The organism is Sporolactobacillus sp. PKPK-6, assembly GCF_056678885.1.
This window is the reverse complement of record NZ_JBWXPA010000001.1, coordinates 486975-502082: the sequence shown is the minus strand read 5'-3', so window position 1 is coordinate 502082 and position 15108 is coordinate 486975. Positions and strand designations below refer to the sequence as shown.

The following is a 15108-nucleotide window of genomic DNA, read 5'->3' as shown; positions in this document are numbered from 1 at the left end:
TGTACTAAATTTTCGCAAACAAATGGGATTGTGCCCATTTGATATAAAGGAGTGGCAATCAATTGAAAAGACAGCTGATATTGGAAAACGGAGCAGCATTTGTCGGTGAGGGATTCGGCAGCAGCTCCGAGATGAAGGGTGAGGTCGTCTTTAATACAGGAATGACCGGTTACCAAGAATTGATTACCGATCCGTCTTATTGTGGACAAATTGTCACAATGACTTATCCGCTAATTGGAAACTATGGAATTAATCGTTCAGATAATGAATCCGGTCGTCCCAGCATTTCAGGGTTGATCGTTAAGGAAGTCGCAAAAACACCTTCTCACTGGCAAAAAGAAAAAACGCTCAGTGAATGGCTGAACGAATACGATGTTCCGGGGATCGAAGGAATTGACACACGCAAGCTCACCAAAATTATTCGTGAATACGGGACATTGCGCGGAAAGATTGTATCTGCTGATGCCGATCCGGCTAAGGTTGCTGCAGAGCTCAAGCAATGGCCGCTTCCTACCGATCAGATCAGCCGAGTATCAACGAAATCCGCTTATGTCACACCGGGTTCAGGACCGCGTGTGGTGCTGGTCGACTTTGGTGCGAAACAAGGTATTCTTCGTGAATGTATTAAAAGAAACTTTGATGTTGTCATCGTTCCTTATCAAACAACGGCAGACGATATTCTGAAACTTCGCCCGGACGGCGTCTTGCTGAGTAACGGACCTGGGGATCCTAAAGAAGTGCCAGATGCGGTAGAGGCAGTTCGGAAAATTCTCGGGAAGGTTCCTGTTTTCGGCATTTGCCTTGGTCATCAGCTATTCGCACTTGCTTCGGGAGCTAATACAGTTAAAATGCGCTTTGGACACCGCGGCGTTAATCACCCAGTGAAAAATCTAAGATCAGGAAAGTTTGTCATTACTTCACAAAATCATGGCTTCACAGTGGAAAAAGAATCACTGAACGGTACAGATCTGGAAATTACTCATGTAGCGATTAATGATGGAACAATAGAAGGTTTGCGTCACACGAAGTATCCGGCGTTCAGTGTTCAGTATCATCCGGAAGCTTCCCCGGGACCGGATGACAGTCAGGATCTTTTTGATGAATTTCTCAGCATGATGGAAACGAACAAGAAAGAGGGTGCAGAGCTTGCCTAAGCGCACAGATATTAAGAAAGTATTAGTCATCGGTTCAGGACCGATTATCATTGGTCAAGCAGCGGAATTTGATTATTCCGGCACGCAGGCTTGCCAATCCTTGCGAGAAGAAGGCTATGAAGTCGTTCTTGTCAACTCCAATCCGGCAACAATCATGACGGATACCGATATTGCAGATCGCGTATATATTGAACCTTTGACCGTTGAATTTGTCAGCAAGATTATTCGTAAAGAGCATCCGGACGGCCTGCTTGCAACATTAGGCGGTCAAACCGGCTTGAATCTTGCGGTGCAGCTGCATCAATCAGGTGTACTGGATGAGTTGAACGTTCAATTTCTTGGAACAAACCTCGATAGTATTGAACAGGCCGAGGACCGTGAGAAATTCCGTAACTTGATGATTGAACTTGGCGAGCCTGTTCCTCCAAGCGAAATTGTTACCAGTTTGGAAGAGGCGCGTACTTTTGTTAAAAAAGTGGGCTTGCCGGTTATTATTCGTCCAGCGTTCACTTTGGGCGGAACAGGCGGAGGAATTGCCTCAACGGACGAAGAACTGGACACGATAGCAGAAAATGGATTGAAGCTAAGTCCAGTAACTCAAGTATTGATTGAAAAGAGTATTGCCGGTTTCAAGGAAATTGAATTCGAAGTGATGCGTGATGCCAATGACGGCGCAATCTCAGTCTGTCACATGGAGAATATTGATCCGGTTGGCATTCACACCGGTGACTCAATCGTTACTGCTCCTTGTCAGACATTAAGTGATCGTGATCTGCAGCACCTTAGAAGTGTATCGTTGAAGATTGTGCGTGCGTTAAAGATTGAAGGCGGCTGCAATGTGCAGCTTGCTCAGGACCCGCATAGTGATCGTTATTTTATCATCGAAGTTAATCCGCGTGTCAGTCGATCATCGGCACTTGCCTCGAAAGCAACAGGGTATCCGATTGCTAAAGTAGCGGCAAAAATTGCTGTCGGTTATCATTTGGATGAAATTAAGAACGCCGTAACGGGTACAACATATGCCAGCTTCGAACCGACGCTGGATTATGTTGTAACGAAAATCCCGCGTTGGCCATTTGATAAATTCGATGATGCCAAACGGACGCTTGGTACGCAGATGAAAGCAACCGGTGAGGTTTTGGCGATGGGCCGTAATTTTGAGGAATCGATTTTAAAAGCAGTTCGCTCACTTGAGAATGGTACCTTGCACTTAGAACTTAAAGAAACTGAAGATATGAGCATGGACGATTTGTTCAATATTATTAAGAAAAAAGATGACCGTCGATTATTCTTGATTGCTGAAACATTGAGACGCGGAGCTGACATTGAAGAAATTTGGGCATGCACGCAGATCGACCGCTTCTTCTTGAACAAAATCGCAAATATCGTAGCGATTGAAGAAGAGCTTGCAGCATCACCAAATAACGAGACTATTCTTCTTAGAGCGAAAAAGCATGGCTTTAGTGACTGGAAAATTGCGCAATGCTGGAAGACAACGGAAAAAGCTGTCTCCGAGTGGCGCAAAGAGATCGGTATTCGGCCTGTTTATAAAATGGTTGATACCTGTGCAGGAGAATTCACCTCGGAAACGCCTTACTACTACAGCAGTTATGAGGATGAGAATGAATCTGTGGTCTCTGAACGTGAGAGCGTCATCGTACTGGGTTCTGGTCCAATCAGAATTGGACAAGGTGTTGAATTCGATTACGCGACCGTGCACGCTGTATGGGCAATTAAGCAACAGGGCTACGAAGCAATCATGATTAACAATAACCCGGAAACCGTGTCGACGGATTTCAGTATCTCGGATAAGCTCTATGTTGAACCATTGACGCTTGAAGATGTCATGCATGTGATCGACTTGGAGAAACCAAAGGGTGTTGTCGTTCAGTTCGGAGGTCAAACAGCAATTAATCTTGCATCAGGGCTTGCAGCAAATGGTGTCAAGATTCTTGGAACAACACTGGATGCGATGGATCAAGCGGAAGATCGTGACCGCTTTGAACAGCTGCTTCTTAAACTCAATGTTGATCATCCCGCAGGCGATACAGCTTTCTCAACGAAGGAAGCTGTAAAGATTGCCAATCGACTTGGCTATCCTGTCCTTGTTCGTCCTTCCTATGTACTCGGCGGACGCGCAATGGAGATTGTTTATAATGAAGCTTCTCTCAAGCACTATATGGATCATGCAGTTCTGATTAATCCGGATCATCCTGTGCTGGTTGACCGTTACCTGATTGGAACGGAAATCGAACTTGATGCCTTGTCTGATGGGGAGAATGTGTACATTCCAGGTATCATGGAACATATTGAACGTGCAGGCGTACATTCAGGAGACTCCATTGCGGTTTATCCGGCGCAGACTTTAAATGCTGAAGTAAAACAAGAGGTTGTCAACACGGCAATCAAAATTGCTCGAGGTCTCAAGGTTGTCGGTATGATGAATATTCAATTTATCATTCACAATAATCATGTATATGTGATTGAAGTAAATCCAAGAGCAAGCCGTACTGTTCCATTTTTGAGCAAAATCACAGGTGTTCCGATGGCAAAAGTTGCGACAAAGCTCATTCTTGGCGAAAAACTAGAAAAACTTGGTTATAAAACCGGTATTCATCCGGAACCTGAGCGCGGCGTCTATGTCAAAGTCCCGGTATTCTCATTCGCCAAACTACGCCGTGTCGATGTGACACTTGGACCGGAAATGAAATCGACCGGAGAAGTCATGGGGCAGGATGTCACGGTAGAGAAGGCACTGTACAAGGGATTACTGGCAAGCGGAATGACGATTCCGGCACATGGATCTGTACTCTTCACCATTGCTGATAAAGACAAGGAAGAGGCGCTTGCACTAGTTAAGCGGTTCTATGATATCGGCTACAATATACTGGCTACTGAAGGCACAGCTGCAATGATTGCAGAACGTAATATTTCAGTCACAACCGTTAACAAGATCGGAGGAGAATCACCGAATCTTCTCGATGTGATCCGCCACGGCGGTGCGCAATTCGTTGTCAACACATTGACAAGAGGTCAGCGTCCCGCTCGAGACGGATTCCGTATTCGCCGTGAATCGGTTGAAAACGGCGTTGTTTGTCTCACATCACTTGACACGACCGAGGCACTCCTTACCGTTCTTGAATCACTCGCTTTCCAAACCGAATGCATGCCGCAGATGGATGATCACTCGACGGTTAAGGAAGGGAGCGGCAACAAAGCAGGTGTTGCTCAATGATGCAGGAAAACATGCGGGTGCTCGCGCATGAAGAAATCGCCGACAGCGTTTACGAGTTAAAGCTGGAAGGTGAGCTGGTTCAGGCAATTACTGAGCCCGGACAGTTTGTCCACATAAGGGTTGCAGGTCGTACGCAGACCATTGCGCCGCTTTTGCGACGACCGATCAGCATTAGTTCGGCAGATTCTTCGACAAATACGATAACGTTGATTTATCGAAGCGGTGGATTAGGAACGGGTCTCTTGTCTGAGACCAAGATTGGCGAAAAGGTTGATGTACTTGGACCGCTTGGTCATGGTTTCCCTGTTGACGCGACGCCATCAGGCGGCAAAGCGTTGATGATCGGCGGCGGTGTAGGTGTGCCTCCACTTTATGGGCTTTCGCAGGCATTAATTGCACGGGGTGTACAAGTCACACATGTTCTTGGATTCCGCTCTGCAAAGGATGTCTTTTACCAAACGGAATTTAATAAAATGGGACAGACGATTGTGATGACTGAAGACGGGACAAGCGGGAAGCAGGGCAGAGTCACCGATGTGCTCGATTCAGTTGACTTTGATGTTGCATACGCATGCGGACCGATTCCGATGTTAAGAGCGCTTGAGCAAGCGATTACTGAAAAACCGCTTTTCGTTTCATTGGAACAGCGTATGGGTTGCGGCATCGGCGCATGCATGGCATGTGTTACGCATACAACTGATCCGAATGATGCAAAAGGCTATCGACGTGTTTGCTGCGATGGACCTGTTTTCAAAGCGAGGGAGGTTGAATTATGCTAGAAGTTCAATTGCCCGGGCTAGATTTAAAGAATCCGGTTATGCCGGCCTCCGGATGCTTCGCTTTCGGCGCGGAATACAGCAACTTATATGATCTAGAGGTACTTGGCGCGGTTACGATTAAAGCGGCGACTTTGGCGCCACGCTTTGGTAATCCGACACCGCGTGTTGCTGAAACTCCGGGAGGTATGCTGAATGCGATTGGTTTGCAGAATCCGGGAGTTAACGAAATCATTCGAAAAGAATTACCTCGATTTGAGGATATTAAGGTTCCGGTCATTGCCAATATTGCGGGCAGCGAGATGGATGATTATGTCTTAACTGCAGAAAAAATGTCAAAGCAATCCGTCGTCAATGCACTGGAGCTCAATATTTCATGTCCGAATGTAAAACATGGCGGAATCGCTTTTGGCACAGTTCCCGAAGTTGCTGCAGAATTGACAGCAAAGGTAAAAGCCGTTTCGGAAAAGCCGGTTTATGTAAAACTTTCGCCGAATGTCACCGATATTGTCGCTATGGCGAAGGCAGTTGAAGAGGCAGGAGCAGACGGGCTGTCGATGATCAATACGCTGCTCGGTATGCGCATCGATTTGAGAACGCAAAAACCGGTTCTGTCTAATCTAACCGGCGGACTAAGCGGTCCGGCGATCAAACCGGTTGCCATACGCATGATTTATGAAGTCAGCAAAAAAGTATCGATTCCAATCATCGGCATGGGCGGTATTCAAAACGCCGATGATGTCATTGAATTCTTCCTGGCAGGAGCGAGTGCAGTTGCAGTAGGGACGGCTAATTTCGTTGATCCTTTTGTCTGCCCGAAAATTATTAAAGAGCTGACCGAGAAACTGAATGCAATGGGAGTTTCGGATATAAATGAACTCGTTGGAAGGAGCTGGAAGAAATGAATGAAGAAAAACAGGTGATCGTTGCCTTGGATGTGGCATCAAATGATGAGATGCTGCAGATGCTCAAGAAAATCCATCGTCCCGGCTGCTATGTAAAGGTAGGCATGGAACTTTATCTTCAAAATGGTGCGGATATCGTTCGTATACTTAAATCAGAAGGCTATTCGGTTTTTCTCGATTTGAAATTGCATGACATCCCGCATACGGTTTATCGGGCAATGAAAGGGCTGGCTCGCCTTGGAGCAGATATGATTAATGTCCATGCAGCAGGTGGCGCGGAAATGATGCGCGCAGCTGCTGAAGGACTTGGCGAAGGTGCACAATCCGAACGTCCGATCTGCCTTGCGGTCACACAGTTGACGAGCACTGATCAGACAATGCTTGAAAATGAGTTGTTAATTAAACGGCCGATTGATGAGGTCATCACTCAGTATGCTTCGCTTGCTTATTCTTCCGGAATGGACGGCGTTGTCTGCTCGGCTTGGGAAGCACAAAAGATAAAAAATCAAACATCGTCCGAGTTCCTTGCGGTGACGCCGGGAATTCGATTGACCGATGATGATGCAGGAGATCAAAAGCGCGTCGCGTCTCCTGCACAAGCACGTCACCTTGGAAGCGACTATATCGTTGTCGGCAGAAGCATTACAGCCGCGGCTGATCCTGAAGAGGCTTATCAGCGGGTACTTGATGACTGGAGGAATCAAACATGGAAAACAACAAACTAATTGCACAAGATCTTTTAAAAATAAACGCCGTCGTCTTGAGTCCGGACGATCCGTTTACATGGGCATCCGGTATCAAATCTCCGGTTTATTGCGATAATCGATTAACACTTGCCTATCCCGATGTTCGCAAGGATGTCATTAACGCATTCGTTGCGCTCATTAAAAAAGATTATCCGGATGCTGAAGTCATCGCCGGAACAGCGACAGCGGGTATCCCCCATGCGGCATTGATTGCTGAGGCGATGGGACTGCCAATGGCTTATATTCGTTCATCAGCTAAATCGCATGGCCGTAAGAAACAAATCGAAGGCATTATTAATCCGGGACAGAAAGTCGTTGTTATTGACGATCTGATTTCAACAGGCGGAAGTGTATTGACTGCAGTTCACGCGGTTGAAGCAGCGGAAGCAGAAGTACTGGGTGTTGCCGCAATTTTTACATATCAATTACCACAAGCAACAATTAATTTTGAAAAAGAAAATGTGCGATTAACTACGCTTACCAATTTTGACACGCTCATTCATTTGGCGGAAGAACAGGGCAAAATCAGTGGCACACAACTTGAACAGCTTAAACTTTGGTACGCAGATCCTACATCAGAAGACTGGCGTGCGCAAAAGAAATAAAATAAGCGGATGAAACATAGAGTTTCGAGAAAGAGCCTTCTTTGAGGAGGTTCTTTTTTTGTTACATGCGGATAATGTGCAGATACGCACGGAAAAATGCGTGATCACGCATCAAGTGTGCGGGTTTTCATCGTGAAAAATAGATTACAATGAAAGAAAAAGAACGGGAGGTACCTAGTGAAACATTTAAAACGGTTCCTCATTATGGTTCTCATGCTTACCTTTTATATCTTCGCCTTAAACAACTATATTGGTCTACATTCGTTTATTGACTTTTTTAACAGCATGCTTGCTGCATCCATTATTTTTACACTCTTTTTTTTGTTAATTAACGGCCTAACAATTTACTTTTATCGATCTTGGAGGCAATGCTGGAAATGGATGATCGTCCTGATTTTATCTGCGCTTCCCTATGTTAACTGGCTTTATGTTTATCCATGGACAGCTGCTAAAACGTATCCTTATTTCGTGAATTATCTAGCAGAGCAGGGGCTTTCAACAGCAGACATCACCAGATACAGAGCATTTCCCGATCTGAAAATGGGCGGGTATAATTATGAGGCTTACTTTAAACAGGACAGCAAATATGCGTATAGTTATACCCTTGATGTACATGGATTTCTGATTTTTACTGCTTTTAAAGATAGTGACTTTAGAAATTATAAAGATGCGAAAATTCGCGAAGTCTACAATGAAAAAGAATTCATGCGATTAAAGAAGGATTCGATTACAGAGGCGAAGGATTACAGAAAATGGACAAAAGATCCGGTTTCAAACAGCGTTCAACAACAAAAACGTCGAGAGTCGCAAAAGCATCGGATTGGCTTATATCAGTCTAAGGACATCAATTGAGTGGTTGGACCAAGGAGTGAACATGGGTAAGATTAAATGGCTGCTTTTAGAACATTACGCTCCACATATACTTGCCTCTCATTTCAATGATCATTCTGGAAAGGAATCTTTTATGAAACACTATTTTGAAACGAAGAATATTAAGATGATCGGTCTTTTTTCTGTTGCAATTTTCTTGTTCTATTTAATTGGCTTTTTGATTGTGGGATTTGATCATTAATATGATCATTGAATATCTGGCCACTTTGTTTAATCTCATTATGTTTACGCTGATTTTTTTGCTCATTACAAGGAAAATAATCATTCGCGGGATCAGTCAAACGCTGTTTTTCTTGGCTTTTCAACTATACGCGTGGATTGCGTTTTGGCTGCTACTGGGCATTGATGCACATCAGCTATGGTTCGGATTATTTGATGCTGACTATGAGCGTAATTTATCGATGATGGTCAATTTGATCCCCTTTCGTACCCTCGTAACTCAGTTTGCCAATTTTCCTTCTGCCTATTATGCGGTACATCAGATTATCGGAAATATTATCGTTCTGACTCCTCTCTGTTTTTTTCTGCTCTATTTTAGACGAATCACGTTTAAACGCGCGTTTCCCATTATGTTCGTTTATTCGCTATCGATTGAGGCACTACAATTCTTATCGGATCTCCTCTTTTTTCAGGCTCGCGCAATGGATATTGATGATGTGATTCTTAACACTTCCGGCGCTGCTCTAGGAATCTCTGGATATTTAGTATATTTAGGGCTGGCCGCACTATCCAGTCATTTCATACGAAAAAAATTGATCAGCCACTATTCATCCAAAAAATTATAGTCTGATTCCTAATTGTGATACCCCTTGGACAACTACCTTCCATTCTTCAATACTTTGACGAAGATAGCCTTGACCCGTATTGGTAATCTCATAATATTTTCTCGTCGGGCCGGAGGGTGATTCTTTCTGCGTGACACATGTGTATCCGGTGGCCTTAAGTCGCCGAAGAATGGTGTAGACGGAGCCCTCATAAACATCAGGGAACACCTGGCGCACTGATTTCATCAATTCATAGCCATAAAGTGGTTCATCCTTCAGCTTAAAAAGAATGCACATTTCTAGAATACCTTTTTTCATCTGAGTATCCATAAGCGCTCTCCTTACTCGTTCGTGACGATTGTGTCCGCCAGCATATCATGGAGCGTCTTGTGTTCTTTCGTGAATAATAGAGTGAACAACGAAGCAAGCGGAACGATCGGAATGGAATTGATCAGAACTTTCCCCAGAAATTCACGATAAAAAATGGTCCATTTAGAAGCTGGTTCTGCGGTTGCAGTGCGTACACGGATGTGCATCAGTTTCTTTCCCAAGGTCTGTCCGTGCAGCAGCCAGCTACAGATCAGTGCGTAAAAAAGATAAAAAGCGACTGAAAGGTAGTTAAATGTAATCATTAGTGCGCTAGGCTTTCCGATCGTTCGATTCTCAGTTACTACGTTGTGTCCATCAGAAACTGTTGTTGATGTTTCTTGATAATAGGCAGCTGTTCCACCGTATATGGATACACCCCATGCAGGACTTGCATAGGAAAAGATAAGCATGAAAAGAACAGGGACAGCTATTTTGCTCAAAAGAGAGAATAATAAGGCAGGGAGAACTGCAATCACTGCATCAATCAAAAAGGCACATAGACGTTTGCCAGGATTGGCGATATTCTTATTAATTGTTCGTCCCTGTTGACTTTGCTCATCTCTGAGCGATTGTGCAAGATAGGATGGAGAACCAAGATCTGCGGAAATCTGATCGTCTGTTCGGCCTTCTTCTCTGCCTGAAATGAAAAAGCTCTCATAATCGGACAGAACTTCGCTCAAGTCATTCTCGGAAATGTTTCCTTTAAGCTGAATCTCTAATTCATGTATAAATTCGGATTGTTTCATTCTGTTCATCTCCTCGGATACTGTTTATTGAACAGTAGAATTATGTCATACTACTATTCAATAAGTAATAGCTGTATCTGCTTATCTATAGAACTTTTTTCTCCGCGTGTACACTTCTTAAGAAATTCTTCATTTTTTCTAATTGTATTTTTTAATAACCTCCATTTACAATAAATAAAGTAAGCTGATGAGCTGGGAGAGTAAACAATGGAAGAGTATAACGTGCTGGTTGTTGACGATGACAAAGAAATTCGTGATGTCATCGGCATTTACTTAAAAAATGAAGGCATTCATGTGCTGAAAGCAGAGGATGGACTTGAGGCGATTGAGCTGCTGCGCTGTCATACGGTACATCTCATTTTGCTTGATATTATGATGCCGCTTATGGACGGAATTCAGACAACGTTCAAAATTCGTGAACAGAAAAACATCCCGATTATCATGATCAGTGCCAAGACCGAGGATATGGATAAAATCCTTGGTTTGCAAGTTGGCGCGGATGATTATGTGACAAAACCATTCAATCCGCTCGAACTTGTGGCACGTGTCAAGTCGCAACTGCGTCGTTATGTCACACTTGGTACCTATGAAGGTAAAAAAGAATTGATAAATTTGAATGGACTTGTTCTGGAACAGGCAGAGAAACGCGTTTCTGTCAATGGTGCACCGGTTCGCCTAACGCCAATTGAGTACCGAATTGTCGATTTATTGATGCGCCACGCCGGTCGTGTTTTCTCTATTCATGAAATCTATGAGCGGGTCTGGGAGGAGCCAAGCTATAACGCAGAGAACACGGTCGCCGTACATATTCGCAAAATCCGAGAAAAAATTGAAATTGATCCGAAAATCCCAAGATATTTGAAGGTGGTGTGGGGCATTGGCTATAAAATTGAAAAATAAAACTGTTGCGAAGCTAGTAACCGGTATTATGATTCTTGGCCTTTCTTTACTGATTTTTGTTTTTTCGGCCTTTCACAACTACATGTTTGGCACTTTTGAAAAAACAGACAGTTTTATGAGCAGCTATTATAACTTTAGGCACAATTTGGCTTTGGTGAAGCTTAATCATCCGTTGCAGTCAGCGGTTAAAGATTTACCGATAAACGATTCGGATATTCACGAGTTCCGCTACCGTTATGGAAGACTTGAAAAACAACTGTCCAATGTTCGCGCACAATATACAGATGTGATTGCAAAAGCGGAAAAAGATAATGATAAAGATGTAGTCCAATATTATAAAAAGGAACAAAATCGCAAACTAAAAGCAATTCAACAAAATTTTAAAAGCGACCAGTACGTGATCAAACAAATACGCAATGAACGTGTAAAAAAAATGGAATCATATTATCAATCGCTTAATGAGGAGAACCAGTACTTCAATCAACTAACTAAGGTATTTCGCTACGATCTTGTCAATAAACGGACAGGTGAACGAATCACGAATGTTCGAACTGCTTCAGATAAAAATGCCGGAACGCAAAATCGCTTTGAGAAGAAGTTCACAGCCTTATCGGCTTATCAATATTCCGGTAACAGTAATAAAATTATTAATCGCGTGTTGAAGCTTTCTACGGATGACTATCAAGGAAGGATATTTGTTGCAGAAAACGCACCGTTGAATCAGTTGCCCGGATACGAGCAATACGAGTCCAGGAAAAAAACAGGTTTTATCATACTCATATTGAGTTTAATTATGATTGCTACGGCACTTTTCATTGGCGTAAAACGATCAATCCGTTCACTTGTCGATATAGAAACGGTTCACCAATTTTATGTGCGAATACCAATTGAATTTAGGCTGATAATCTTTGTCATGGAAATCTTTGTTTTTATTAACATTTTGAAATTGATTACAGCCAACCAGTATTCAGATAGCTATTTTTTTCCAATCATTGGCGGCATCGGTTACTCGATTGGACCTGTCTCGATTGGCATTGGGATTTTTGTGGCTGTCTCAACCTTGCTCTATCAATTTCAGTGGTTGGCGGAGATGCTTCATGATCCATTGAAACGACGCTTGTGCTGGGAAAACAGTATTTTCGTTCAAACTGGTATAATTTTCCGTGAATTTTTGCATGCTCCATTTATTGTGCTCAAGTTATTTGCGGCCGGTACTGCTCTGTTTTTACTCGGTCTCTTTGCTGGTTGCTTATTTTTGCAGAATGTATTCGCTTTTACAATGGTCGTTCTTATCTTTACAGCATTACCACTCATGTGGCTTGTTCTTCATCGGGCTGCTCAGCTTAATCGCCTCGTCAAACAGGTAGAAACCGTTGCTGCAGGCGGCGATCTGATTGATTTTCCAGTACAAGGAAAAGGTGCGTTAGGTATATTAAGCCGCACAATGAATCAGATGCAGCACGGGGTTCGATTATCACGAAACGCACAGTTGAAAAGCGAACGACTGAAAACTGAACTCATTACTAATGTAAGTCACGATTTGCGCACGCCTCTGACTTCAATCATTACCTATAACGATTTGTTAAGAAAATCGGATGTGAGTGATGGGGAACGGCAGGAATACCTAGGCATCATTGATCGAAAAGCGAAGCGTTTGAAGCGGTTGATTGATGATTTATTTGACGCTTCAAAAATGGCAAGCGGCGCAATCGAACTGCACAAAACAAAGGTTAACTTGAATGAATTGCTGACACAGGCACTCGCTGAATATGATGAAGCGATTCAACAATCAAAGCTTAATTTTCGTATAAAGACACCGAATGAAAGGGTTCCGGTTATTGTCGACGGTCAGAAACTATGGCGCGTTTTTGATAATATGATTGGAAACATTCTTAAATACTCAATGGAAGGGACGCGTGTGTACATCACGCTTGAGATGAAAAACGGCGAGGCGGTGGCGACGTTCAAGAATATTACTAAATACGAACTTGGAGACAATGTTGATGAATTATTTGAACGCTTTAAACGCGGGGATGCGTCACGCCATACGGAAGGCTCAGGGCTTGGACTAGCGATTGCTAAGTCGATCATCGATCTTCATGGCGGTATTTTTGAAATTGACTTGGATGGTGATCTATTTAAGGGTGTCATCAGACTTCCAACTAACTGAGACCTTTCTTGACTCGGAAGCGGGCCAAGTGAGACAATAGAGTTCGGTATTTAATTGGAAGTTGAAAAGCGAGCAGCGAATGCCCGCTTTTTTTGGAAGTGAGGAATGCGCCATGTCTTATGACGGTATTGTTACCCATGCTGCTGTTCAAAGTCTGCAAGATTTTACAGGTGGCAGGGTGGCTAAAATATATCAGCCGACACCTACGGATCTTATTTTTCATCTGCGCGCACGCGGGGTACGCGGAAAGTTGCTCATTTCTATCAATGCAGCATTTGCACGCATGCATTTGACAGAGCAATCGGAAGGGAACCCTCAAGAGCCGCCGATGTTCTGTATGCTTCTGCGCAAATATCTTGAGGGAAGCGTCATCGAGCGAATCGAGCAGCTGGGCTTTGAGCGTATTGTACACATTGATCTTCGTTCACGCAATGAATTGGGTGATCTTACAGAAAAAGAATTGATTATTGAACTCATGGGCAGACACAGTAATGTGATTCTGATTGATAAAGAGAGCAAGCGAATTATTGATTCAATGAAGCATTTGACTCCCGCGGTCAATCGTTTCCGTACAGTGTTGCCCGGTGAAACCTATGTTCTGCCGCCGGATCAGGGGAAGCTTAATCCGCTTGAGATGAGTGTACAGGATTTAATCGGCCGGATTGAATGGAATGCCGGACGCATTGATCGCCAGATCGTAGGCATGGTCAGCGGATTTTCACCGCAGATTGGTGCTGAAATTGTTCATCGCGCCGGTCTTCCCCATCAGGAAGCGATTGCACAATCATTCCTTGAGATTCAAACAGAAATACGAAATCATGATTATCATCCGATGATTGTTTTTAATGATAAGGGAAAAGATGACTTTCATGTGTTGCGGCTGACCCATGAATCAGGGAAAACGGAAAACTTCACCACTGTTCACCAGATGCTTGATCGTTTTTACGCGGTTAAAGCACAGACTGACGCAGTCAGACAGAAGGCAGGGGACCTCAGTCATTTTATCAGCCTTGAATTGAAGAAAAACAAGACAAAGCTCAAGAAATTGGAAAAAACACTACGAGACGCTGAAGATGCGGATAAGTATCGTTTATATGGAGAATTGCTAACGGCAAGCATGCATGTCTTTAAACGCGGCGACTTGCACGTGGATGTGATTAATTATTATGATCCGGATCAGAAACGAGTGACGATCAACCTTAATCCGAATCGGACTCCTTCGGAGAACGCACAAGCTTATTTTAAAAAGTATAATAAAGCAAAGACGGCAAAAAAAGTTGTTACAGAACAAGTTCGGCAAACGAATAGCGAGATCGTATATTTTGAAGGGCTGACGCAGCAGGTTGAATCTGCTTCGATGAAGGATATCGAAGAAATTCGCGAGGAACTGGTCGAAGGCGGTTATTTAAGAAAGAAGCGTTCGGTTAAAGATCGGAAGAGAAAGAATAAACCGGTCATTGATCAGTATTTTGCCTCAGATGGTACACTGATTCTCGTTGGGAAGAACAATAAACAGAATGATTACTTGACAACGAAAGAAGCGGCACGTGAAGAGATTTGGCTGCACACAAAGAATATTCCCGGATCACATGTTGTGATTCGATCGCAGAGTCCAAGTGAAGATGTGCTGAAGGAAGCGGCTAACCTTGCAGCTTTTTACAGTAAATCACGCATGGGCAGCGGTGTTCCGGTTGACTATACCAAAGTGAAATATGTCAAAAAACCAAGCGGTGCCAAACCTGGTTTTGTTATCTATACGGATCAAAAAACGCTCTATGTAACACCAGATGAATCGCAGGTCTTGAACATGCGTGAAAAGCCAAAATCTGAGACAAAATAACGGACTT

Annotated in this window: 14 protein-coding genes; 12 read left to right on the top strand and 2 right to left on the bottom strand. The window is 43.6% G+C overall.

The genetic code is table 11. The features are described 5' to 3' along the window. Nucleotides 1-62: 62 nt before the first annotated feature. The 9 genes from AC1MBV_RS02445 to AC1MBV_RS02405 all read left to right on the top strand — a co-directional run bounded on the left by AC1MBV_RS02445 (nt 63) and on the right by AC1MBV_RS02405 (nt 9097). Nucleotides 63-1154: a carbamoyl phosphate synthase small subunit gene (locus AC1MBV_RS02445; protein WP_255746174.1), complete on the top strand. Its 1092-nt coding sequence runs from the start codon at nt 63-65 to the stop codon at nt 1152-1154. Continuing rightward, nucleotides 1147-4389, top strand: a complete 3243-nt coding sequence (gene carB, locus AC1MBV_RS02440) for a carbamoyl-phosphate synthase large subunit (RefSeq protein WP_480947468.1) — start codon at nt 1147-1149, stop codon at nt 4387-4389. Before AC1MBV_RS02445 ends, carB begins: the two co-directional genes overlap by 8 nt. After that, complete coding sequence (locus AC1MBV_RS02435) at nt 4386-5168, top strand: dihydroorotate dehydrogenase electron transfer subunit (protein WP_255746178.1); 783 nt, start codon at nt 4386-4388, stop codon at nt 5166-5168. Before carB ends, AC1MBV_RS02435 begins: the two co-directional genes overlap by 4 nt. Further along, on the top strand, nt 5162-6070 hold the full coding sequence (locus tag AC1MBV_RS02430; RefSeq protein ID WP_255746179.1) for a dihydroorotate dehydrogenase: 909 nt from the start codon (nt 5162-5164) through the stop codon (nt 6068-6070). Before AC1MBV_RS02435 ends, AC1MBV_RS02430 begins: the two co-directional genes overlap by 7 nt. Continuing rightward, nucleotides 6067-6795 (top strand): orotidine-5'-phosphate decarboxylase, encoded by a 729-nt coding sequence (gene pyrF, locus AC1MBV_RS02425; protein WP_255746180.1) that lies wholly within the window; start codon nt 6067-6069, stop codon nt 6793-6795. The genes AC1MBV_RS02430 and pyrF overlap by 4 nt, the downstream gene beginning before the upstream one ends. Further along, nucleotides 6777-7421, top strand: coding sequence for an orotate phosphoribosyltransferase (pyrE, locus tag AC1MBV_RS02420; protein ID WP_255746181.1), 645 nt, complete (start codon nt 6777-6779; stop codon nt 7419-7421). The genes pyrF and pyrE overlap by 19 nt, the downstream gene beginning before the upstream one ends. Before the next feature lie 177 nt (nt 7422-7598). After that, nucleotides 7599-8273 (top strand): DUF3139 domain-containing protein, encoded by a 675-nt coding sequence (locus tag AC1MBV_RS02415; RefSeq protein ID WP_480947467.1) that lies wholly within the window; start codon nt 7599-7601, stop codon nt 8271-8273. A 22-nt stretch (nt 8274-8295) separates the two neighbouring features. After that, nucleotides 8296-8493 (top strand): hypothetical protein, encoded by a 198-nt coding sequence (locus AC1MBV_RS02410; protein WP_480947466.1) that lies wholly within the window; start codon nt 8296-8298, stop codon nt 8491-8493. A gap of 1 nt (nt 8494) precedes the next feature. Then, nucleotides 8495-9097 (top strand): VanZ family protein, encoded by a 603-nt coding sequence (locus AC1MBV_RS02405; RefSeq protein ID WP_255746185.1) that lies wholly within the window; start codon nt 8495-8497, stop codon nt 9095-9097. Here the strand turns inward: AC1MBV_RS02405 and AC1MBV_RS02400 are convergent. Together AC1MBV_RS02400 and AC1MBV_RS02395 are read right to left on the bottom strand one after the other, a co-directional pair. Then, entirely contained in the window at nt 9092-9406 is a 315-nt protein-coding gene (locus AC1MBV_RS02400) for a PadR family transcriptional regulator (RefSeq protein ID WP_255746186.1), read from the bottom strand. The genes AC1MBV_RS02405 and AC1MBV_RS02400 overlap by 6 nt on opposite strands. A gap of 11 nt (nt 9407-9417) precedes the next feature. Next, nucleotides 9418-10191, bottom strand: coding sequence for an RDD family protein (locus AC1MBV_RS02395; protein ID WP_480947465.1), 774 nt, complete (start codon nt 10189-10191; stop codon nt 9418-9420). A 207-nt stretch (nt 10192-10398) separates the two neighbouring features. Between AC1MBV_RS02395 and AC1MBV_RS02390 the strand changes: the two genes are divergently transcribed. The 3 genes from AC1MBV_RS02390 to AC1MBV_RS02380 all read left to right on the top strand — a co-directional run bounded on the left by AC1MBV_RS02390 (nt 10399) and on the right by AC1MBV_RS02380 (nt 15101). Further along, nucleotides 10399-11091: a response regulator transcription factor gene (locus tag AC1MBV_RS02390; RefSeq protein WP_480947464.1), complete on the top strand. Its 693-nt coding sequence runs from the start codon at nt 10399-10401 to the stop codon at nt 11089-11091. Next, on the top strand, nt 11069-13261 hold the full coding sequence (locus AC1MBV_RS02385) for a sensor histidine kinase (protein WP_480947463.1): 2193 nt from the start codon (nt 11069-11071) through the stop codon (nt 13259-13261). Before AC1MBV_RS02390 ends, AC1MBV_RS02385 begins: the two co-directional genes overlap by 23 nt. 112 nt (nt 13262-13373) lie before the next feature. After that, a complete protein-coding gene (locus AC1MBV_RS02380; RefSeq protein WP_480947462.1) occupies nt 13374-15101 on the top strand; it encodes an Rqc2 family fibronectin-binding protein in 1728 nt (575 codons plus the stop codon). Nucleotides 15102-15108 lie beyond the last annotated feature (7 nt).